At 51.1% G+C, this 22,398-nt stretch carries 21 protein-coding genes; all 21 read right to left on the minus strand.

The window, feature by feature from the left end:
• Nucleotides 1-8: 8 nt before the first annotated feature.
• Entirely contained in the window at nucleotides 9-407 is a 399-nt protein-coding gene (locus tag SOW26_RS00175) for a DUF6142 family protein (RefSeq protein ID WP_320651674.1), read from the minus strand.
• Nucleotides 370-849 carry a VanZ family protein gene (locus SOW26_RS00180; RefSeq protein ID WP_276958955.1) on the minus strand — a complete coding sequence of 160 codons (480 nt, stop codon included), beginning with the start codon at nucleotides 847-849 and terminating at the stop codon, nucleotides 370-372. The genes SOW26_RS00175 and SOW26_RS00180 overlap by 38 nt, the downstream gene beginning before the upstream one ends.
• 24 nt (nucleotides 850-873) lie before the next feature.
• The gene (locus tag SOW26_RS00185) at nucleotides 874-1,026 is read right to left on the minus strand and encodes a hypothetical protein (RefSeq protein WP_173017086.1); all 153 of its coding nucleotides are present in this window, start codon (nucleotides 1,024-1,026) and stop codon (nucleotides 874-876) included.
• On the minus strand, nucleotides 1,023-1,712 hold the full coding sequence (gene pyrE / locus SOW26_RS00190) for an orotate phosphoribosyltransferase (RefSeq protein WP_276958952.1): 690 nt from the start codon (nucleotides 1,710-1,712) through the stop codon (nucleotides 1,023-1,025). The genes SOW26_RS00185 and pyrE overlap by 4 nt, the downstream gene beginning before the upstream one ends.
• A gap of 60 nt (nucleotides 1,713-1,772) precedes the next feature.
• Nucleotides 1,773-2,681, minus strand: coding sequence for a dihydroorotate dehydrogenase (locus SOW26_RS00195; protein WP_276958986.1), 909 nt, complete (start codon nucleotides 2,679-2,681; stop codon nucleotides 1,773-1,775).
• Complete coding sequence (locus tag SOW26_RS00200) at nucleotides 2,678-3,487, minus strand: dihydroorotate dehydrogenase electron transfer subunit (RefSeq protein WP_276958949.1); 810 nt, start codon at nucleotides 3,485-3,487, stop codon at nucleotides 2,678-2,680. The genes SOW26_RS00195 and SOW26_RS00200 overlap by 4 nt, the downstream gene beginning before the upstream one ends.
• A gap of 51 nt (nucleotides 3,488-3,538) precedes the next feature.
• Nucleotides 3,539-4,462, minus strand: coding sequence for an orotidine-5'-phosphate decarboxylase (gene pyrF, locus SOW26_RS00205; protein WP_276958946.1), 924 nt, complete (start codon nucleotides 4,460-4,462; stop codon nucleotides 3,539-3,541).
• An 86-nt stretch (nucleotides 4,463-4,548) separates the two neighbouring features.
• On the minus strand, nucleotides 4,549-5,841 hold the full coding sequence (locus SOW26_RS00210) for a dihydroorotase (RefSeq protein WP_320651675.1): 1,293 nt from the start codon (nucleotides 5,839-5,841) through the stop codon (nucleotides 4,549-4,551).
• A gap of 117 nt (nucleotides 5,842-5,958) precedes the next feature.
• Nucleotides 5,959-7,140: a S41 family peptidase gene (locus SOW26_RS00215; RefSeq protein ID WP_320651676.1), complete on the minus strand. Its 1,182-nt coding sequence runs from the start codon at nucleotides 7,138-7,140 to the stop codon at nucleotides 5,959-5,961.
• Between the two features lie 12 nt (nucleotides 7,141-7,152).
• Nucleotides 7,153-8,304 carry a murein hydrolase activator EnvC family protein gene (locus SOW26_RS00220; protein ID WP_276958939.1) on the minus strand — a complete coding sequence of 384 codons (1,152 nt, stop codon included), beginning with the start codon at nucleotides 8,302-8,304 and terminating at the stop codon, nucleotides 7,153-7,155.
• A gap of 27 nt (nucleotides 8,305-8,331) precedes the next feature.
• Nucleotides 8,332-9,240, minus strand: a complete 909-nt coding sequence (ftsX, locus tag SOW26_RS00225; protein ID WP_276958935.1) for a permease-like cell division protein FtsX — start codon at nucleotides 9,238-9,240, stop codon at nucleotides 8,332-8,334.
• Complete coding sequence (gene ftsE, locus SOW26_RS00230; protein ID WP_154477878.1) at nucleotides 9,230-9,916, minus strand: cell division ATP-binding protein FtsE; 687 nt, start codon at nucleotides 9,914-9,916, stop codon at nucleotides 9,230-9,232. The genes ftsX and ftsE overlap by 11 nt, the downstream gene beginning before the upstream one ends.
• 16 nt (nucleotides 9,917-9,932) lie before the next feature.
• Entirely contained in the window at nucleotides 9,933-11,021 is a 1,089-nt protein-coding gene (locus SOW26_RS00235) for a PucR family transcriptional regulator (RefSeq protein ID WP_154477876.1), read from the minus strand.
• 165 nt (nucleotides 11,022-11,186) lie between these two features.
• On the minus strand, nucleotides 11,187-11,861 hold the full coding sequence (locus SOW26_RS00240) for a WecB/TagA/CpsF family glycosyltransferase (protein WP_235899483.1): 675 nt from the start codon (nucleotides 11,859-11,861) through the stop codon (nucleotides 11,187-11,189).
• A gap of 117 nt (nucleotides 11,862-11,978) precedes the next feature.
• Nucleotides 11,979-12,185, minus strand: coding sequence for a PspC domain-containing protein (locus SOW26_RS00245; RefSeq protein ID WP_276958932.1), 207 nt, complete (start codon nucleotides 12,183-12,185; stop codon nucleotides 11,979-11,981).
• Nucleotides 12,186-12,217: 32 nt separating this feature from the next.
• Nucleotides 12,218-13,105, minus strand: coding sequence for a DUF4097 family beta strand repeat-containing protein (locus SOW26_RS00250; protein ID WP_154477870.1), 888 nt, complete (start codon nucleotides 13,103-13,105; stop codon nucleotides 12,218-12,220).
• Nucleotides 13,105-13,737: a DUF1700 domain-containing protein gene (locus tag SOW26_RS00255; protein WP_276958928.1), complete on the minus strand. Its 633-nt coding sequence runs from the start codon at nucleotides 13,735-13,737 to the stop codon at nucleotides 13,105-13,107. Before SOW26_RS00255 ends, SOW26_RS00250 begins: the two co-directional genes overlap by 1 nt.
• The gene (locus tag SOW26_RS00260; RefSeq protein ID WP_154477866.1) at nucleotides 13,734-14,057 is read right to left on the minus strand and encodes a PadR family transcriptional regulator; all 324 of its coding nucleotides are present in this window, start codon (nucleotides 14,055-14,057) and stop codon (nucleotides 13,734-13,736) included. The genes SOW26_RS00255 and SOW26_RS00260 overlap by 4 nt, the downstream gene beginning before the upstream one ends.
• A 114-nt stretch (nucleotides 14,058-14,171) precedes the next feature.
• The gene (gene addA / locus SOW26_RS00265; protein WP_320651677.1) at nucleotides 14,172-17,738 is read right to left on the minus strand and encodes a helicase-exonuclease AddAB subunit AddA; all 3,567 of its coding nucleotides are present in this window, start codon (nucleotides 17,736-17,738) and stop codon (nucleotides 14,172-14,174) included.
• Nucleotides 17,704-21,093, minus strand: a complete 3,390-nt coding sequence (locus SOW26_RS00270) for a PD-(D/E)XK nuclease family protein (protein WP_320651678.1) — start codon at nucleotides 21,091-21,093, stop codon at nucleotides 17,704-17,706. The genes addA and SOW26_RS00270 overlap by 35 nt, the downstream gene beginning before the upstream one ends.
• 33 nt (nucleotides 21,094-21,126) lie before the next feature.
• The gene (gene hflX, locus SOW26_RS00275) at nucleotides 21,127-22,374 is read right to left on the minus strand and encodes a GTPase HflX (protein ID WP_276958919.1); all 1,248 of its coding nucleotides are present in this window, start codon (nucleotides 22,372-22,374) and stop codon (nucleotides 21,127-21,129) included.
• Nucleotides 22,375-22,398: the final 24 nt, after the last annotated feature.

A 22,398-nucleotide genomic window follows, 5' to 3' on the forward strand; every position in this document is an offset into this window, starting at 1 on the left:
TCTCCTCTTTATTTCAAACAGCCCCGAACAAAAACGGCCAGCATGGAAAGCAGGATGCACCCGTTCAGCGCCAGCCCGATCTTACAGGTAATGTATCGTTTTTCTCTTTCTTTGAGTCCCTTCCGTCCGGCCTGGATCCCCTTCCACGCCAAAAATGCCACGCCAAAGCCGGCGATCCCGCTAAAAACGCTGATCTCGCCCTTTTTCAGAAACGCTACCGTCAGAAGCCCCAGCAGGATGACAGTCGCGACCCCTCCCAGAAAGCAGGACTCTTTCCCCCACTTTGCATGTTTCAGTGCTTTTTGGCCATACTTGGTCTTGATCAGCTTTTTTCTTCGTTTTTCTCTTTCTTTTGCTGCCTCTTTTGCCCTATCTTTTTCTGTTTTTATTTTTCTTACTGCGAACATTTTTTCTCCTTATTGCTGCACAGACCATAAAAAGGAGGTACCCTAAGAGACTTCCTGCCGTATTCAGCAGCAGGTCGTCCACGTCAAAGCTCCCTACCTTTGTCAAAAGCTGAAAGGTCTCCACCAGAAGACTTAGCCCAAACCCATAGAAAACGGTTAGGAACAAGCTCCTCCCCCTGCTTGCCATGGGCAGGAAAAACCCCAGCGGGATGAAGATCACCACATTTCCCACAATGTTCATTCCCACACTTAAAAGTCCTACCTGGTTTCTATAATACCAGAATCGCTTGATTTCTTTAAACAATTCCAGGTTGTAATGATATTCCTGAAACGTGCCGCTCCTTCCGTACCAGTCGGAAAACAGAAGAAAGTAGATCACAAATGCCAGATACAGGACAAACAGGATCTTTCCCAACAACCGTGTTTTTTTGCTCTGCTTCAATAAATTGCCCAGCCTTCCTTTTGTCTAAAATGTCAGTCCCTTTTTTGCCTGGTGGAGCCTTGCTCCTCCTATGATCGCAAGGATCCCTGTAGTCACTCCTACTGTGATCAGAACCACTCCTATGATCACATTCACTACCGTTCCAAAGCTCATTGCCCGATATGCCTTTTCGTTCATCTTATTTCCTCCTGTTTCACCCCATAGATTTCATAATATGCGTCAATCGCTTCTTTCATTTTATCGTCGATAAGGATCCTTCCCTGTATCGGCCTGTTATACAGATGCTCCACCACCTCTTTCATCGTAACGATGGCTGCCGTAGGAAATCCGTAAGCCTTCCGGATCTCTGTCAGGGCAGAATCAGCGCCTGTTCCTCTTTCCATGCGATCCACAGACACCATCAGTCCCTTCACCTGTACTTCCCCCTGCGCCTTCAAAACAGGAAGCGTCTCTCCGATGGAAGTCCCTGCCGTGGTCACATCCTCGATCAAAACCACCCGGTCTCCATCTTTCAGCGGACTGCCCAGCAGGATCCCTGTGTCTCCATGGTCTTTGACCTCTTTTCTGTTGGAACAATAGCAGACCTCCGTATCATACAGATCCCCAAACGCCATAGACGTTGCCACACTTAAAGGGATCCCCTTGTACGCCGGCCCAAACAGTACATCAAACTCCGTCCCAAAATGCTCCCGGATAGCCCGTGCGTAATACTCGCCCAGTTTTTTCAGCTGTTTTCCCGTCCGATAGAATCCCGTATTCACAAAAAACGGTGTCTTTCTTCCGCTTTTCGTTATGAAATCGCCAAATTTCAACACGTCACATGCTACCATAAACTCAATAAATTCCTGCTTGTATCGTTCCATGACTCTATCCTTTCTTCTTGTATCTTTCTCTGCCCGTCTCCACAGCTTCCCTGTCTGCTCCTAGCGGCAGGTCACCTTCCCTACCATCTCCGCTATCGAAGCAAATCCGTGCCTCTCCTGATAGGCTGCAATCCCTTCCAGGATCTTTATCGTTGCCCCGGGATCATAAAAATTTGCCGTTCCCACGGAAACCGCCGTAGCCCCTGCCAGTAAAAATTCCACCGCATCCTCCCAGGAGGAAATCCCTCCCATGCCGATAATGGGGATCTTTACCGCCTGTGCCGTCTGATAGACCATGCGAACCGCTATCGGTTTAATAGCCGGCCCCGAAAGACCTCCGGTGCGGTTTGCCAGTGCAAAGCACTGCTTTTCCACATCAATCTGCATTCCCGTCAGCGTGTTGATCAAAGACAGAACATCCGCTCCGCCTGCTTCCGCCGCCTTTGCGATCTCTGTAATGTCCGTAACGTTAGGGCTTAGCTTCATGATGATCGGCTGTCGGGCTTTTTCCTTGATCCGCGCCGTGATCTGTTCCACTCCTTTGGGATCCTGTCCAAAAGCGATCCCTCCCGCTTTTACATTTGGGCAGGAGATATTGATCTCCAAAAGATCCACCGCCTCGTCGGCCAGCCGTTCTACCACCTCCAAATAGTCCTCTGTCGTTCTTCCGCAGACGTTGACGATCACTCTGGTATCCTGCTGTGCAAGCATGGGCAGATCTCTTTTGCAGAACACTTCCACTCCCGGATTCTGCAATCCGATGGCATTTAACATCCCGGAGGCTGTCTCCGCAATGCGCGGAGTGGGGTTTCCTTCCCAGGGGACATTGGCGACGCCTTTTGTCACCACTGCTCCCAGTCTGCTAAGATCTACAAATTCACTATATTCTGCCCCGGAGCCAAAAGTTCCGGAGGCTGTCATCACGGGATTTTTCAGTTCCACTCCTGCCAGATTGACACACAAACTCATAGCCATTCCACCTCCGATGCTTCAAAGACCGGTCCTTCTTTACACACCCGTTTGTTTTTCACCCGGCTGTGCTCATCCACTTCCCTGGATCCGCATACACAGGCCAGGCACGCGCCGATCCCGCAGGCCATCCGTTCCTCCAGCGACAGGTAACACAGGATTCCTCGCTCCCTGGCGTAGGCCTGCACTGCCTGCAGCATGGGGGTCGGCCCACAGGCATAGATCACGTCTCCCTCCAGGTTCTTCTCCCGAATGGCGTCCAGGATCGTCCCTTTGCTCCCTGCGCTTCCATCCTCCGTAGCCAGATACAGGTGGCTGCAGGCAGACAGCTCTTCTGTCAAAAACAACCGGTCTCTGTAGCCGGCCACTACCGTCACAGCTTCTTTTCCTGTCTTTTCCTCAAACTCCGCCGCCTCTTTTAAGTCTTTTGCCAGCTGCAGCATCGGAGGGATCCCAATCCCTCCTCCCAGAAGGAGAGGCCGCCGTCCTCTTCCCAGCGGAAATCCATTGCCCAGAGGTCCCATGATCTCCACGTACTGTCCTGCCTGTTTTTCGGATAAAATCGCCGTTCCTGTCCGTTTTCCTGTGACCCGGTAGACCAGTCGGATCTTTCCCGCCTCCCTGTCGATCTCACAGATGCTGATAGGGCGCGGAAGCAGCTTGCTCCCGTCTCCGGTAAATAAAGATACAAACTGTCCGGCTTTTGCCTCCCTGGCAATGTCCTGTACCTGGATCCACATGCTGTAGATCCGGGGTGAGATCTCTGTCTGTTCCAGGATCTTGCCCTGCGTTTTCTGCCTGCTCATCTCATTCTCCTGCTTCTTCTGTTTTCTCTGTTTTTCTATTCCCTGTATGTCCTATCTTTCCCAGGCCTGCCGCAAATCCGCCTTCATGTCCAGCGCCGCCTGTCTGGCCGCCCCCGCATATCCTTCCTCTCCGAAGGAGGCGTAGGACGCCTGCCGATAAGCTGCTATGATCCCTCTGGAGGAATTGACGATAGCGCCCAGCCCATCCTCATTGAAAAATGCTTTCAGATCCTTTCCGCTTCCTCCCTGCGCCCCGTAGCCCGGAACCAGGATAAAGGTATTCGGCATCAGTTTGCGCAGGCTTTTTCCAATCTCGGGATAAGTGGCTCCTACTACCGCTCCCACATAGCTGTAGGATTCTCCCATCAGCTCTTCTCCCCAGCGGGATACCTGCTCTCCCACCCATTCATACAGTGGTCGTCCCTCTATCTGTCTGTCCTGGAATTCTCCACTGGAGGGGTTGGAGGTTTTTACCAACACGAAGATCCCCTTCTTTTCTGCTTTGCATACGTCTAAAAACGGGCGGATCCCATCCGATCCCAGATAGGGATTGACCGTCACAAAATCCTCCGTGAACGGAGCATATTCCCTGCTGCCCACTTTGACTTTTCCCAAATGCCCTACCGCATAGGCCAATGAGGTGGAGCCGATGTCTCCCCGCTTGATATCTCCGATCACCAGCAGCCCTTTTTCTTTGGCATACGCTGCCGTTTTCTGAAACGCTTCAAGCCCGGGAATTCCGAACTGTTCATACATGGCGATCTGTGGCTTTACCGCCGGCACCACGTCCCAGATCTGGTCAATAATCCCTCTGTTAAATTCCCAGATGGCTTCCCCTGCTCCTGCCAGCGTTTCCCCGAACTTTGCAAAGGCTTCCCTTTTGAGCCTCTCCGGCACATAATCCAGCATGGGGTCCAGCCCCACAACGATAGGCGCCTCTGTTTCCTGAATCTTTTTTATCAGCTGATCGATCATTTCTTTTCCTCCGGATCTCTTCTCTCCTGCAGGTCCAATCCTCCTGCCGCTTCTTTTCTGCTTTCCCGGGGCTCCCCGGTTCTGTCTTATCTGGCCTCGTAGACCACCTTGCCGCCCACCAGGGTTTTTTTCACCTGCCCCTGTACGCTTCTTCCGGCAAAAGGCGTGTTTGTCCCTTTTGACACAAACGTCTCCTTTTGGATCTTTCCTTCCGCCCGGGGATCAAAAATGGTAATGTCCGCCAGGCAGCCCGCTGTCAGGCTTCCTCTGTCAGAAAGTCCCAGGATCCTGGCCGGGGCAGTACTCATTCTCTCTACCATCTCCATTCTTCCAAGGATTCCTGTCTTTACCAGTTCCGTATGGATCAGGGACAGGGAGGTTTCCAGTCCCACGACCCCAAAAGCCGCCTCTTTCATGGAGCAGTCCTTCTCTTTACCGGCATGGGGAGCATGGTCTGTTGCCACCGCGTCCAAAATCCCTTCTGCCAGACCTCTTCGCAAGGCCTCCACGTCTTCTCTGTCTCTCAGCGGCGGATTCATCTTGTAATTCCCGTCATCTTCCGGGATCTCTTCTGCCGTCAGGATCAGATGATGGGGACAAACCTCGGCCGTCACAGCAAGTCCTGCTTCCTTTGCCGCCTCTACCATGGCAACGCTGTCTTTTGTAGAACAATGGCAAAGGTGCAGCTTTACTCCCGTTTCCTTCGCCAGCAGGATATCTCTGGCAACGATCACGTCCTCCACGCTATTGGTGATCCCCCGAAGCCCCAGTTCCCTTGCTCTTGCTCCTGCATTCATGACCCCGTCTTCTACCAGCCGGATTTCCTCACAGTGGGCAAACACGGACAGTCCTTCTTCTTTTGCCAGCTTCATCGCCTGCCGGTACAGTCCCGCATCCACCACAGACTTTCCATCCTCGCTGATGGCGTGACACCCGGCCTTTGCCATCCCCCGGATATCCGCCAGAGACTTCCCGCCCTGCTCTTTCGTAACGGCTCCCAGTTGGATCACCCTTGCCGGCGATTCCACCTTCGCCCTGTCGTGTACCGCTTTTACTTTGTCTCCGTCGTCGATGGGAGGGTTGGTGTTCGGCATGGCGCAGACAGTCGTGATCCCGCCTTTTACCGCCGCTTTTCCTCCCGTTTCCAGCGTTTCCTTATATGTAAATCCAGGATCTCTCAAATGTACATGCAGATCGATCAGTCCCGGCATCACCCAGCAGCCCTCTGCGTCGATCACCAGATCCGCTTCCTCCCTGCCAAGAGGCGGATTCTCCCGGGAAGCATCTATGATCCGGTCTCCACGGATCCAGATATCTCCTACTTCGTCCCGTCCTGTCCGGGGATCCAGGATCTGTCCATTTCGAATCAATGTTACCATAGCCTTATCCTTTCTTTTTGCCGCCGTTGTATCAACTTATTGTACCATAGGACACTATAAAAGGGAATGCCAAACTAAGCATTCCCCCTTGTCTCTTTCTCTTGTTGGTTCTGTTTTTTACTGGGCTGAGATGGCTTTTACCGCCTCCGCCACCCAGGCATCCTCTCCGGGCTCTGTCTGACTTTCTGTCCCGGATCCTGAAGCAGGCGCTTCCAGTTTCACATCCGGCGTGATCCCTTTTCCGTTGATATTTCTGCCCTTTGGCGTGAAGTATTCTGCAATGGTCAGTTTTACGCTGGACCCGTCTTTCAGTTCAAATATCTGCTGCACGACGCCTTTCCCGTAGGTCTGCGTCCCCACGATTTTTCCGATTCCATAATCCTGGATCGCTCCCGCAAAGATCTCCGACGCGCTGGCACTGTTGCCGTCTACCAGTACCGCCAGGGGCTTGGTAAACTGATGCTCTGCATCCGAGGTTTCCTCCGTACGTGCTCCGCTCTTATCCTCCATGTAGACGATCAGCCCCTCCGGAAGCATGGTGTCCAGCATCTGACACACGGTATCCAGGCTTCCTCCCGGATTGCCTCTAAGATCCACTACCAGACCTGTCATTCCCTGCTGGGTAAGATCGTCCATCGCTTTCTGATACTGTTCTGCCGTCACGGCGTCAAACTCTGTCACCTGAATATATCCGATCTGATTTTCCAGCATCCGGTAGTCTACCGTCTGCACCTGCACCGTGTCGCGCACCGCCGTGACTGTCAGTTCTTCCTCTCCTTCGCCGCGGGTCACTGTGATCTTCACCTCTGTGCCTTTTTCCCCCTTGATCATGGAAACCACTTCCTGCAGGGTCATTCCCGTCACATCCGTGTCGTCTACCTTGATCACAACATCTCCGGCCTTTAATCCTGCCTTGTCCGCCGGATATCCTTTATAGATCTTAACCAGTTCCACCTCCTGAGTGTCCTTGTTCATGTTTAAGATCGCACCAACCCCCGAAAATTCACCAGAGGTCATTTCGTTAAATTCCTTGGTCTCTTCTTTTGTAAAATAGGATGAATAAGGATCTCCCAGCCCCGCCACATATCCTTTCAGCATACTTTCCTGCAAAGTCTTTTCGTCCACTTCGCCAATGTATACTTCCTGGATCATGGATCGGATGGCTTTTACCTTCCCTTCCATGGAAGCATTGCCTGCCAGCCCCGCCAGACGCCGCCCTACTCCGATACAGCCTACGATCAACAGCACAGCAAGGGCACCGCACAGCGCCCCTGCCAGAAAACTTTTTTTATTTTTCATTTTGTATGTTCCTTACTTTATAAAATTCCACGGACTTACCGGTGTTCCGTTTACGTTTACCTGGAAATGCAGGTGCGGTCCCGTAGAGTTTCCCGTCGTCCCCACATATCCTACATTTTCTCCCCGTGATACACGCTGTCCCTGGCTGACGCTGAACGCGCTCAGGTGAAGATACCAGGTCACCATGCCGTTTCCATGATTGATGATAACCGCCTGGCCTCCCGTTCCAAACCAGCCCACGTGGGTTACGGTACCTGCCTCTGCCGCATATACCGGAGTCCCGGTAGGCGCTGCAAAGTCCACTCCGTCATGACGCGCCGTCGCTCCCGGAAGAGGCTGCACACGATAGCCGTAGTCACTGGATACACAGGTGTATCCCGGACAGGGATGAGAAAATGTCCCGCTGCCGGAAACATTCGCGCTGACCTGGGAAACCATTACCGGAGAGGAGGCTGCTGTCGCCTTGCTGGCCGCTGCTGCCGCTGCCGCCATTTCTTCTCTCTTTCTCTGCGCTTCTGCCGCCGCTGCCTCCAGTTCTGCGATCTTCGCCTTTGCATCTCCCAGCTCGCCGTCCAGACTGCTGATCTCTACTTCCTTATTTGCCACCAGCGTGCTCAGGGTATTCTTATTGCTCTCCAGATCCTTCTGTAGCTTCTCCAGTTCTGCGTATTGTGCCTGCAGGTCTTTCTCCTGTTTTTCCACGCTCCTTACGATATCCTGAAACTCTGTCAGCATGTCTCTGTCATACTGCGATATCGTACTGATATACTCTGCATTGTTCAGAAAGTCTGAAATATTCTTGGATTTGCAGAGGATTTCAATAAACTGTGTATTGCCGTTTTCATACATATAACGGATCCGCTTTTTCATGCTTTCATACTGATCGTTTTCATCATTCTTCGCATCGATCAGCTCTGCCGCCTTTTTGTTGATCTCGTCTTCCTTTTCGCTGATCTTGCTTTCCGTATCCTGCATCTTCTTAACGATTTCCGTCAGTTGCTGTGTCAGCGCCGCCTTCTCCCCTTCGGCGGTCTGCTTTTTGTTTTCCAGTTCCTGTGCCTTTTGCTTTGCATCATCGATACTGGTAGCATGTACCGGAAATACCAGACTCACACACAACACCAATGCCAGCAATCCGCAAAGTCTCTTTCTTACCTGCATCATACAACCCCCTTATGCTCGCTTTCTTGTCTACACTTTCAAATGCTTACGAATCGTTACAAAGCTTCCCAAAAATCCGATGCCCACTCCCATGGCGATCCCGATCGGAAGCAGTGTACGGTACACATGCGTAACCGGAAGAAAATCTATGATATTTCTCAAAAGACTGAATTTGGTCATAATATAGGTGATGGCCTTGTCGTACATGAAATACAATAACACCAGAGGAATCAGCGCTCCGATGGCTCCGATGATCAGACCCTCTATGACGAACGGTGCCCGGACAAATCCATCCTTGGCTCCGATGTACTTCATGATGGCGATCTCTTCCCGTCTGACCGCCACACCCATGGTAACGGTATTGCTGATCAGAAATACGGAAACTGCCAGCAGGATAGTGATGATGACCGCCGACACATACCACAGCAACCGATTGACGCTGGTCAGCGTCTTGGCTACCACATCCGACTTGTTGACCTTGCGGACCCCTTCCAGCTTTTCTGCGTAAGAGACTACGCTCTTTTGCTTTTCTACTTCTTTCATGTAGACTTCATAATGATCTGAGTTGGCCAGCGGATTATCTGCACTGAAGCCATCTGCCAGATCCGCGGATTCCTGGAAATAGTCACCCTTGAACTTCTCCCATGCGCTGTCTCCGCTGACATAATTGACGGACAGAACCCCGTCCAGTTCCTTTAGCTGCTCTCCGATCCGATCCTTCTGGGATTCTTCCACGTCGTCATTGAAAAATACGGTAATGGCCACGCCCTCTTCCGCTTTTTCCACAATATAGTTAAAATTCATTACAATCGAATAAAACAAGCCGAACAAGAAGATACATGCCGCCATGGTCGCAATGGACGCAATAGAGAACATTTTATTTCTGCCGATGTTCTTGACGCCTTGTTTTAAGGAATAACCCACTGTACTAATTCTCATTTTTATACCCACCTTTTTTCTCGTCGCTTACAATTACACCCTTCTTCATGGTAATTACCCGCTTCTTCATCGCATTTACGATTTCCTGGTTGTGGGTAACCACCAGCACTGTCGTGCCTCTTTCATTGGCTTCTTCCAACAGTTTCATGATCTCCCATGAATTGGTCGGGTCCAGGTTTCCTGTCGGCTCATCCGCCAGCAGGATCGCCGGCTCATTTACGATAGCTCTGGCAATGGCAACTCTTTGCTGCTCTCCCCCTGAAAGCTCCTTCGGAAAAGATTTGTATTTTTGTGCCAGTCCCACCAACGACAATGCGGCCGGCACCTTTTTCTTGATCACACGGGAAGGTGTTTCTGTTACCCTCTGTGCGAAAGCGATATTCTCGTAAATATTTCTGTCCTTTAACAGACGGAAGTCCTGAAAGACTACCCCGATCCCTCTCCTGTAAAGGGGGATCTTTCTGTGCTTCATGCGGTTCAGATTCTGTCCGTTGACCACAATGCTCCCCGTAGTGGGCTCCAGCTCTTTCATGATCAGCCGGATCAAAGTCGATTTGCCGGATCCGCTGTCTCCTACAATAAAGACGAACTCTCCCTGCTCTATCTTGACATTGACTCCGTTCAGGGCTGCGATCCCCTTGGAATATTCTTTCGTGACCTCTTTTAATTCAATCATAGTTTCCTCCTAATTATTAATACTCCAGAGTCTCCATATAATTCATATATTTTACCACCATCAGCGCGATCTTAAACGTGATGGCATCCTCAAACACGCGCAGATCGAGCCCTGTGCTCTTCTGAAGCTTATCCAACCGGTAAACCAGCGTGTTGCGGTGAATATACAATTGTCTGGACGTCTCTGATACGTTCAGATTATTCTCGAAGAATTTGTTGATGGTCACCAACGTCTCCTCGTCGAAATCATCTGGAGATTTCCCCTCAAAAATCTCACGAATAAACATTTTGCAAAGCGGGATGGGCAGCTGATAGATCAGCCTTCCGATACCCAGCGTACTGTATGCGATCACATTCCTTTCCCCAAAGAAGATCTTGCCTACATCCAGTGCAAGCTTTGCTTCTTTGTAAGATTTTGACACTTCCTTGATGTCGTTGACCACCGTTCCATAGGCGATCAGCGCCTCTTCTTCTCCTTCCTCTGCCAGAAGTGTCCGAAGGCTCTGTGCGACCTTGTCCAACTCGGCGTGACCGTCCCCGGCCTCCACTTCCTTGACCACGATGATGTTTTTTTCATCTACCGCCGTCACAAAGTCTCTTGTGCGATTGCCTAAAAATCCCCGCACGCTGTCCAGCACACTGCTGTCTTTCTCGTGCTTGGTCTCTATGATAAAGATCACACGCCTGACCTCTGTGTCGATATGAAGCTTCTTGGCCCGATTGTATATGTCCACCAGCAGCAGATTGTCCAGCAGGAGATTCTTGATGAAGTTGTCCTTGTCAAACCTCTCCTTATATGCTACCAGAAGATTCTGGATTTGGAAAGAGGCGATCTTTCCCACCATATATACATCGTCGCCGCCGCCATTTGCAAGTAAAATATACTCCAACTGATGGTCATCAAAGATCTTGAAAAACTGATGTCCCTGTATCACCTGGCTGTCCGCCGGGGAATCCACAAAGGAAACGATCTCTTCCTCATAACTTTGCTGCTCTGTAAACGTAGTCGCCAAAGGTTTTCCATCTGTATCCAGAATGCAAAAGTCGATTCTTGTGATCCCTTTTAATCCCTCAATGGTATTTTGAAGTATTTGATTAGATATCATATGCCATCTCCTCCACTCGTTTCAATATGCACTTTTCACAACAAACCCTCTTGCAAAGTAGTAAAATTGCATACTGCTAAACACATACTAATACATTTAACCAAAAAAATAAAGAGGAAATCCTGTTTTTTTGTTAATTTCCTCTTTGCCTTTTTTCTGTTGTAATCAAGAGTCCTCTTTTGATGACTTTTCCAGCTCTTTTTTGAAGATGTGTTTGATGATGAACCGTCCCACCGGCCCCGGCTTTGATTTTCTGGCAATACTGCGAAGGCTTTCTCCCGCTCCCAGCCAGATTCTTACATCCAGCCGATCCCTGTTGGTGCAAAGGAAACTTTCCTGCAGCGGAGAGGGAAGAAGCGAGATCACACAGTCCGCCTCCTGCCCGTTAATGGCGTTGACCAGCCTGTCGTCCGCCCCGGCTTCCTCTGTCACACCCACATCTTCCAACAGTTGAATGCCTCCATACTTTCTCTTCAGATACCGGCAGCAGTCCTCCGCCTCCTTCCGGGTCTGGGCCAGCACATACACTCTGGCATGCTTTTTGTGAAGATACCGGAAAAACATTTTCAAAAATGTCTTTTCCTCCGTCTCCTGCAAAACCCTTCTTTCCCGGATGGACGCTGCCTCCAAAACCAGACCGTCGCCGGACAGGATCATGTCCGACTCTTTCAGGATCTCCTTGCATCTGACATCCTCGTTCAGATTCATCAGTTCTGTCGCCGTTACCATCCGGATCACGCTGACCGGGTCGGTCTCCATATATGTAATTGCCTTTTTTAACGCCTCTTTTGCAAAACAGGGCTGTATTTCTATATCTAAAATATTGATCCCGTTGTCCATCTCTTCCACCTGCTCTTTTCTTACAGTGGTCGATTATAGCAAAGGGTTCCTTTCTTTTCAACCTTTGTCAGCAAATGTTCACACTTCTTAACATTCGTAACATTTTTGGAATGTTTTTTAATAATTGTTCTGGTTCCCCGGATTTTCCGGCATGATCACCGCCGCGATCAGATAGGTAAAGAGACCGATCCCGCCTCCAAATCCCAGAAGCACTACTCCCAGTCTGACCAGCGTAGGATCCACGTTAAAATATTCTGCAATCCCTCCGCATACACCACAGATCATTTTGTTGTTTTTTGAACGGTATAATCTTTTTTCCATCATCCATTTCTCCTTTCATCTCTAATCTCTATTTGCTATTCATTTCCGTTTACCTGCTGCTTCTGTCCGTTAAACGTTACCCGGATCGCACCCACGCCACATTCTGCAGAGATGCTCTTCTCTGTCGTTCCTTCCGCCGTCTCTTCCCGGCTCAGCGCCGTAAAGCTTTTATTTCCGATCTCGACTTCACCTACGCCGCATTCCACCTCGTATCCGTACTCTTCCTGCGTCCCGTCCAGATCCGCTTCGATCTCTCCTACTCCGCAGTTGAGATCCAGGCTTTCTCCCACATGTCCCGACACAGAGATCTTTCCGGCAGAACAGCCTACATCAATTCCCGTTGCCCACACCTGCGAAAGCGTTCCTTCTCCGGCGCTCATATCCACGGACAGTTCTTCCGTCCGGATCCCTTCTATCCGAAGGGTTCCCGTATCCTGCGCCACCGATACTTCCTCCATCCGGCTGTTTTTGGGTACCCGGATAATGATCTTTCCATTTTGGAACTGTCGGTTCCCAAACCACATCATCCATTTCTTTACTTTGGCCTCCACATGCAGTGTCCCCTCTTCTTCCCGGATCACTGTCCTGGTGTTTTTGTGAAGCCCTCGGGTTTCCACCGTTACCTCCTCCGTGTCGGCAGAGAGGATCTCCACTGCATTGGCATCGGCTTCTACTTCTATCTCTCTTATATTCTGAAAGGTTTTTGTCTCGTCTTCTTTTCTGTTGCTGCCGGTGGCTTCTCCTTCCTTATAGTGAAGTCTTCCGCCCGGCCGCCAGTCTGTTGAGATCTTGAAATTTCCCGGGACTTTTTCTTTTATCTTCTGCCAGTCTACCCCTATACAGAATGCCGCTGTACAAAGTAACAGTCCTGTCATTGTCAGAGCAGCACAGGTGATCCAGAATATCTTCCATCCTTTTTTCATTAGGACGCCACCTCCCTTCTACGAAACGGTATCCGACAAAGATATACAAATCCTCTGCATCCTGCCGCAAAAACCTTGGCCGCAACCCAGACAGACGCCACCGCCAGCATGGCTCCCAGCGCCAGCAGCACCAGTCCTGCGCCCATCAGCGCCAGCCCCATTGCGACTTCCGGTACGACACACAGGATTCCGGAGCAAAACACGATCGCTCCTGTCACCACCATTGCTATGGCTCCTACCACCAGTGCCACAAAGACTCCCAGAACGGCAGCTACTATGCCGATCACCACCGCCAGTACTCCGCCGATGGCCGGACTTGCAAGGATGCAGATCCCTACGATAAGAAGTATCTTTAAAATCCTGTTGTTTTGCTGGTTCAACTCTCCCTGTGGAGCCTTTGGTCCCGGAACCACTTCCGTTCCCCTTTGCTCCCATTTGGGAACTCCCAGTCCCTCTCTGATAGTATCTGCTACCTTCCGGGGGCTTCCCAGTTCTTCTATTACTTCTGCTTCATTCGTCTCGCCGGCATCTCTGAAATAATCTTCATAGTACTGAAGCGCCTCTTTGCGCTCGTCTGCCGGCAGATCCTGTAATAATGCAGCAAGCTGTGTCATAAACTCTGCACGTTTCATGCTGTCGCACCTCCCTCAAATATTCCCATGATCTTTCGTGAATAATTCTTCCATTCCACACGATAAAGATTCAACTGTGCCTCTCCCTTCTCCGTTACCTTATAATAACGGCGGTTTCGGCCGTCAAACTGTCTGTCATAAACCTCCAGACACTCATCCTTTTGCAGTCTCCTCAAAACAGGATATAAGGTGGATTCTGAAACGTCCAGCACCACACGAACGTCCTGCGTGATCTTATAACCGTAGGTTCCTTCCTCCTCACGGGAAACTACCGCCAGTACGATCGCATCCAACAGTGCTGCTCCGGTATTAAATACCATTTCATCACTTCCTTTGCATTAAACAATATTGTTCGAACACGCATATTATATTTCATATAATATTGTTTGTCAATGCAGTATTGTATCTTTTTTCTATTCTTTTTTCGGAGGCTCTCAGAGCAGTTGCAGACTTTCCTTTAATGCAAAGGAATAGATCCATTTTTCCTTGACGGTTTTTCCTTGCCCGGCGCTCAACGCTTTTGCGTAATACTCCAGTTGTATCTGGTATTTGTCCGCCAATTCCCGGGGATGCTGTACCCGATCCGTCTTGTAGTCCAGTACCACGATCCCATCTTCCTCTTCCCACCAGGCGTCTATCATCCCCTGGATCAGAAGAGGCTCCTTCGTCTCCTCCCCTTCCTCCAACTCCATTACAAAGGGCTGCTCTCTGTGCAGGGTTCCTTTTTTCTGTGCCTCCTGCATTCGTTTTCCCACGTCACTGTTCAGAAAGGTTTCTATTTCCTGCAGGTCGATGCACGCTGCCATTTCCTCTGACAGCCGCCCCGTCTGCAGCAGATGATCCAGCTGCCGTTTCAGCTCTGTTTCTTCTGCCAAAGAGACATCCAGCTTTTCCAGAAAACTATGGTACGCCGTTCCTCTGAACGCTCCGGTAGGCGCCTGCGCCCCTTGCAGAAACCGAGGTAAAAGCGGGATCGGATCCGGCTCCTCATACAGATAGTCTCCTTCCGCCGGATCCTGACCGTCTGCTGCCCGCTTTAATTCCGACACGGTATACTTCCATTTTTTCTTGATTCCGGGCGGATAGGGATAAGCGTAGGCTTCCTGCTCTTCCAGGGTCCGGTGCAGTTTTTCCTGGCAGACAGTCTGTCCCAGCCCCTCTGACAGCATGGTTTCTTTGTCCCATGTTCTTTCCCTGTCCTTCTCCTCTTCCCCAAGGATCTCCGATGGGGTCAGGCATTTTACGGAAATGGGGATCTCTTCTGTCAGGCGCACACAGGCAGGCAGGATCCAGTCCCAGTAAGAAACCGCTCCCAAAAGACTGTAGAAGGGCAGGGCAGCTTCTTTTCTCCAGCGTGTTTGCTCATAGGAGGCCAGCTTTTTCCTTCCTCCTTCCAGAAGTCCTGTAAGGATCAGCTTTTCCTTCGCCCTTGTCAGCGCCACGTACAGAACCCGCAATTCTTCTCCCATCCCGTCCTGCAGCTCCTCCTTCTGGATGACGGCCTTGATCAGGCTTTTGGTTCTGGTTCTTCGGCTCAGATCCGCCGCATCTAAACCTATCCCCTCTGTTGCGTGCAGGACCACGCTGCTTCTGGTATCCTGTTTATTGATCTTGCGCCCCATTCCGGCCACGATCACAATAGGGAATTCCAGACCCTTACTTTTGTGGATCGTCATCACTCTTACCACGTCCGACTGCTCGTCCTCTGTTCCGGCCTCTCCCAGTTCCACCTCGTTTTTTTGCAGTTGTTCCACATATCTGACAAAATGATAGACCCCTTTGTAACTGGTGGTATCAAACGTCCTGGCTTTTTCCACCAGAAAATCCAGATTGGCCTTTCTCTGCTTTCCTCCCGGCATGGCTGCCATATAAGTTCCATAGCCCGTCTTTTTCAGGATCAGTCGGATCAGCTGATGTACCGGTGTATGGGATAAAAGGGTGGCAAACTCGTCCAGCATGGTAAAACATTCCTGCAGTTTTTCCCGGATGGAAGCATCTTCCCCTTCTTCTTTGTATGTCATGACTGCGTCATAAAAGGAAAGCTGCGGTCGAAAGCTTTTGATCCTGGCCAGCTCCCACTCTCTCAGCCCTGTGACCGGCGAGGTCAGAACGGACGCCAGCGGGATCTCCTGCCTGCGATTGTCCAGCACCCGCAGATAGTCCAGCAGACCGCCCACCTCTATGGTCTCAAAATATCCCTCCTTGTTGACGGCATGGGCCGGGATCCCTTCCTGTCCCAGCACCTCCACCAGCGTTTCTGCCATCTTGGACATACTCCTTGCCAGGATCACAATATCCGAATAGGCGGCGGGTCTTAGGGCTCCGCTTTCTTTGTCCTTCACTTTCTGAGATCGGATCAGCTCCCGGATCCGCAGGGCAATGGCTTTCGCCTCCAGCCGGACAGCCTCCTTTCCCACAATCTTTTCTCCGTCTTCCTGACTTTCTATACAGAGGATCTCCGTATCGCACTGACCGCTTTCCGGATACTCTGCTCCCGGATACAGAGCCACCTCGTCCGTATAGTCGATCCCTCCCAGGCTTTTGACCATGCACTGACGAAACAGAAAGTTTACACTGGAAAGCACCTCCTTCCGGCTGCGGAAATTTTTGTGCAGATCCACCCTCTGGGTCGGCCCTTCCTCTCTGCTGTAGGTATCAAACTTTTCCAGAAACAGCTCCGGTCTGGACAGACGGAACCGATAGATACTCTGCTTCACGTCTCCTACCATGAAAATATTGTAGGTTCCCGTTTCCATTCCGGAAATACTGGTCAGTATCGTCTCCTGGATCAGATTACTGTCCTGGTACTCGTCGATCATGATCTCCCGGATCTGTTTCCTGTATTCCCCGGCAATGGCAGTGGGTACAAACCTCCCCTCCCGGGACTCTGTCAGGATCCGTAAGGCATACTGCTCCATGTCTGAAAAATCAATGAGATGCCGCTCCTTCTTTTTGGCCTGATAAACTGCTCCAAATTCCAGCACCAGCTCTGCCAGCTCCTCCACTGCTTCTTTGCACCGTCCCAGGTCTGCCACCATTTCCTCCATTGGCTGGAAAAAATACTGTTTTTGCAGCTCCTGCAGCTCTTTTTTGTATTGATCCCTGATTTCCTTTACCAGTTCCTGGTATTCCGGCAGGGCCTCCGGTTCTTTTTTTCTGGAAAGCGGGGAAAATTTCATCTCTGCGAACTGCTTCTGCCATCCGCCGAGGGATTCTTCCCGCCACAGACTGCGTAAAAGCTCTTCGTCTTTGTCCAGATTATCCAGATATTTGGCGGGTCCCCCTTCCATCACGCAGATCTCCCTACACTGGCGGATCTGTTCCAGTACCTCTGTCAGGCAAAGCCTTACTTCTTCTTTAATAGTGGTTCCGCAGGATCCCTCCTCCAATTCTTTCACCGTATGGACGTCATAGGCTTTGCTCTGCCCTTTCAGCCAGGTTTCCCAGTCCGGATAGCTCCTGGCATAGTCATAGACCCTAAGGATCAGCTTTTCAATACTTTCATCTCCCTGCCGGCCTGCATAGCTGTCTATCACCTGCAGGAACCGCTCATCTTTCTGCTGATACTTTTCCTCCAGAAGCTCCTCCAGCGCCTCTTTTTTCAGAAGCTTCAGTTCCCCTTCCTCTCCTGTCCGAAACCCCGGCTCCAGATCTGTCACGTGGAAATATTCCCGAATGACCGACATACAGAAGCTGTGTATGGTCATGATCCTGGCCTGGTGGATAAAGTTTGCCTGTTTTTCTAAATGCTCATCCTGTGGATTTTCTTCCACTTTTTTCTCAATGGCTTTGCGGATGCGCTCTTTCATCTCTGCCGCCGCAGCCTCTGTAAAGGTTACCACCAGAAGCTGATCCACGCCGACAGGCTCCTCCTGATCGGTCAGCCGTTGTACGATCCGCTCTACCAGCACTGCCGTTTTCCCGGAGCCGGCCGCTGCTGACACCAGGATGTTCCGGTTTCGCAGATCAATGACTTTCTGCTGATCCTTCGTCCACTTCATCGCCGTCTCCTCCTTTCCTCGTTCGCAGCCGTTCCAGCACTTCCTCTTTTTTCATAGCTTCCAGCTCCTTATAAGAAAAGCCTGAAACCTTTTTATCAAACCTACATATATTGCTATAGGGACAATAATCGCATCCGGTTCTGTTTTGCTTGCGATAAGGGCGGATATCCGCCTCCCCCTTAAGGATCCTGTCCGAGATCTCCTCCGACTTCTCCTGTGCATAATCCAGTAGCATCCAGAATTCTTCTTCCGTCAGCACTTTGGAATGGGCAGCCAAAGTCCCGTCCTTGTTCCACTTTAGCGGTAGTATGTCCGCCTGCCGCTCTGTATTTAAGTGGCGAAGGATCTCCTTGTCTCCATTGATGACCCCGTCCGGCTTCAGCTCCGCCAGAAGCTGTCCTTCTCTTTTCTTTTGGAGCTCTGCTTCGCTTTCTTTCTCCTTTGGCTGCAGCTTCTGCACCCAGGGCTCCTGCACCCGGTAGTAAAACATGCCGGCAGGAAGGATCTCCTTGTCCGGCCACTCCTGTCTGCCCAGCTTCAGCGCCTCCCTCATATAGATCATCAGCTGCATCTGAAGCCCGTCATATAATTCGGAAAGATCCAGTTCTTTTCTTCCCGTTTTGTAATCCATGATCTTCAGATAGGCCTTGTCTCCGGCCATGCATACGTCTACCCGGTCGATCTTCCCGTGGCCAAACTCCTTTTCCTCCCAGACCGGCTCAAACTCTCCCGCTGCCAGCTGTCTGGTCAGAGCCCATACCGACCAGTCCATCAAGCGCTGTACCCGCACGGCTGTATAGGCGTTTCTGGCCGTGCTTTTTAAGATCTGGTTCCCGTACTCCTCCACGGCTTCCTCCACGCTCTGCCTGCTCCAGGCTTCTTGTTCTTCCCGAGTCAGCTGCGTCCAGGTTTTCCCTTCCTCCCGGATCCTTTTTGCATACCGTTCCAGCGCATCGTGGCACACATTTCCCAGATCGACCTTCTGAAATCCGTATTCCTGCCGTTCTCTCAGCCTAAGGCCGTATGCGAGAAAATGGGCAAACGCACAGGTTGAAAATTTTTCCAGCCGTGTCACGCTTCCCCGGTACGCCTCCCCATACAGGATTCTGGCATCTTCCTCCCCCACAGGATGGGGCAGATAGGAATAACGGAACGCTTCCCATACCTTCTCTACCTCCCTTTTGCAGTCCGGTCTGGCCAGCAGCCAGTTTCTGATCTCCTTCCAGGCGTCGTCCATCTGCTCCTTCTGCCAGCCGTCAATGAGATATGCTATCCCGCTTTCTTCGGTCCACTCTCTTTCGTGTGCCGGCTCCTCTGCCGCTTCTATCCGGATGGAGGGGTAGAGCCTCCTGATCTCTCCCATCAGGTAGGATGGCCGGATGGACCTGCCTTCCGAAGAGGTCTGGCTGTAGGAAATAATCAGTCTGTCCGAGGCCTTGGTCAGATTTCGGTATAAGTCAAATTTCTGGATATAGGCCTGCTCCTTTCCTCCGGCAGCCAAAACCAGCTTTTCTTCTTCAAAGCGTTCTCTTTCCTGCTCTGTCAGAAGTCCGTTCCGGGACAGATTTCCGGGAAGGCAGTGATCTCCTGCCCCCACAAAAAATAACACCTTTACCCGATCCATCCTGGTCCGCTCCAGATCTCCTGCCACCACCTGATCCGGGCTTGGCGGTATCACACCGATCCTGGCTTCCGCAAGTCCCGCATCCAACAGCTGGCAGTACTCTTCCAGTCTGATGTTCTCCTCTCCTAAAAGATCTACAAATTTATCAAATACTTCCAGCACAGTCCGATAGATCTGAGAATATTCCTTTGCAAGAGCCGGTTCCCCTTCCTGCAGCAGGGTCTCTTCCGCCTGCTTCAATTTTTTCTGATGCTCCTGAGACACCATATATCCATATAGTGCCCGGGTCATTTCTCCCACTGTTTTTTTTGATTTTCTGGCCACTTCCCGGACTTCCCGAATCTGCTCCAGAAATGTGGTGCGGCTCTGATTCAGCGCCGTCAGTTCTTCTTCCGCCATGAAACGCAGCCGTTTATCCCAGAGAGCATCCCATCTGCCGCCTCCTTTGATCCCCATCCCGATCACATAATTTTCCAGCCGGTCTACCGCATCCCGGCTTAGCAGGGAAAAATCCGATCGCAAGAAGCGGAATACGCCCTCCACAGAAAAATTTTTCTGAAGCAGGTACAGCAGGCTTCGGATATGTTCCAGATAGGGATGCAGCAAAATATTCCGTTTTCTGTCCAGAAAGCAGGGAATCTGATACTGCTCAAAGGCTTCCGTCAGATAATCTCCGTACAATTCCATGTCTCCGGCAATGACTCCTATCTCCCTGTACCGATACCCTTCCTTCCTTATCAGCTTTCGGATAGCCTGCGCCGTCCAGCCGGCTTCTTCTTTGGGATTTCCGGCCCTTCTCAGCCAGATCCGCTCTGGTGTATACGGGTAAGCCTCTCTTCCTTTTCGGAACAGGTTCTCTTCCAAAAACGCCAGATCCTCCCGTTCCCGAAACCGCGGTGCCGGCATCTCAAACAGAAGTATGTCTTTTTCCACCGGAAGTCCCTTTTCTTCCGCCTGGCTGCAGAGGGAGGCGATCATCTTTTTGCTGCGTGCAAACAGCTGGAACGGGCCTGTATAGTGATAAGCATCCTCCTGTCTCCCTACAGTGGCCGTTACCACTATTTTTTTACAGCAGTCCATCAGGCGTGACAGCACCCGCTGCTGGCGGGGGGTAAATCCCGTAAAGCCGTCCAGTACCAGCGTACTTCCTGCCAGAAATTCTGACTGCCCGCAAAGCTTTGCCAGAATATCCAGCAGTCCTTCTTTGACCACGTAGCTTTTTTCCAGATAGGCCAGAAACCCTTCATACAGGATCTCCATATCTCTTAGCTTGCAGGCAAGCAGGGATCCTTCCCTTTCTTTTTCTATCATGCGACGAAGCTCTTCGGGACCGATATCATACTGCATAAATTCAGAGAGAAGCGACTTGATCTCCCGGATATATCCCGCCTTTTTGGCGTTTCCTTTCAACACAGACAATTCCTTTTCCCTGTCTGACGCCACCTTGCGCAGCACCAGGCTTTTCCCTTCTTCATCCAGAAGAGGCAACGGCTGTCCTGTCTCGTTAAACACCCGGTAGGCCAGCCGCTCAAAGCTTAAGACGTCCACATTCATCAGCGCATGCCGGGGATGGAGCTCCACCAGCTCCTTCTGTGTCTGCAGGGTAAACTGCTCCGGCACCAGAACGATGTAGGTTTCCTCCGGATTTTTGAGCGCTCCCTCCAGTACCATCCGATACAGATAGGTTGATTTTCCTGACCCTGACGGTCCTAATACAAATTGTAAAGGCATAGGTTTTTCCTCCTATGCCTCAGTATATCATATTCATTTTTGATTTTCTATGTTTCGCCAGAGGGCGTCAGAGACGTAAGCCCGAACCAGAATCCCTTCCTGGGTGTACTCTTCTTCCAGGATCTCTCCCCATTTTCGGATCTCCTGTACCACCCCCATCCGATCGTAAGGAAATACCTCTTCGATCAGCACATCCTTCTCCCGAAGCAGCAGCTCCACTCCCTGCAGCAGGGCGTCTTCTCCCTCTCCCGTCCTGGCGGAAATGACTGCCTGAAAGTCGCATCGAAAGTCCTTCATTCGCCTTCCTTCGGACAGCTTATCCACCTTGTTAAAGATGGTAACCAAAGGCTTTCCCTTGATGCCCAGTCTGTCCAGTGTCTCGTATACCGTGTGCATCTGTCCTTCCATCTGCAAAGAGGAGCTGTCCACCACGTGAAATACCAGATCCGCATATTTCGCCTCTTCCAGCGTACTTTGAAAGGCTTCGATCAGATGGTGCGGCAGCTTGCGGATAAACCCTACCGTATCCGTCAGAAGCACTGTCCTTCCCGAAGGAAGGATCCACTGCCTGGTGGTAGGATCCAGGGTTGCAAACAGCTTATCCTCAGCCAGGATATCCGCCTTTGTCAGTCGGTTCAGCAGCGTAGATTTGCCGGCATTGGTATATCCTACAATAGCAATCACCGGCAAAAAGCTCCGGCTTCGGTTCTCCCTTGTGATTTCCCGATGTCTTTTGACCTCCGCCAGTTCCCGGCTCAGACATGCGATCCTGTGGCGGATGACCCTTCTGTCCGTCTCCAGCTTTTTTTCTCCGGGACCTCTGGTTCCGATCCCGCCTCCCAGCCTGGACATGGCGCTTCCCTTCCCTGTCAGTCTGGACTGCCGATATTTCAGCTGTGCCAGTTCCACCTGGATCTTTCCTTCACTGGTCCTGGCCCTGGCCGCAAAAATATCCAGGATCACCAGCGTCCTGTCCATCACCTTGGTTTCCAGCTCCTCCTGAAGATTCCGAAGCTGCACCGGGGACAGTTCATCGTCACACAGGATACCTGTCGCCTCTTTTTCCCAGAGAAGATCCTTGATCTCCTCCAGCTTCCCTTTTCCTACATAGGTCGCCGCATGAGCCATTTCCCGGTTCTGTACGATCTTTCCCACCACCTCTGCTCCCGCCGTCTCCGCCAGGTCTGCCAGCTCCGCCAGTGAATGCTCCGTTTCTTCTTCTGAGGAAGTACTGACTCCCACCAGGATTACCTTTTCTTTCTCTTCCTGTAACTCTATCATCATTTCTCCCTCTGTCTCTGGCAC

Origin of the sequence: Suipraeoptans intestinalis, assembly GCF_034091795.1 — a bacterium.
GTDB classification, from domain to species: Bacteria; Bacillota; Clostridia; order Lachnospirales; family Lachnospiraceae; genus Suipraeoptans; species Suipraeoptans intestinalis.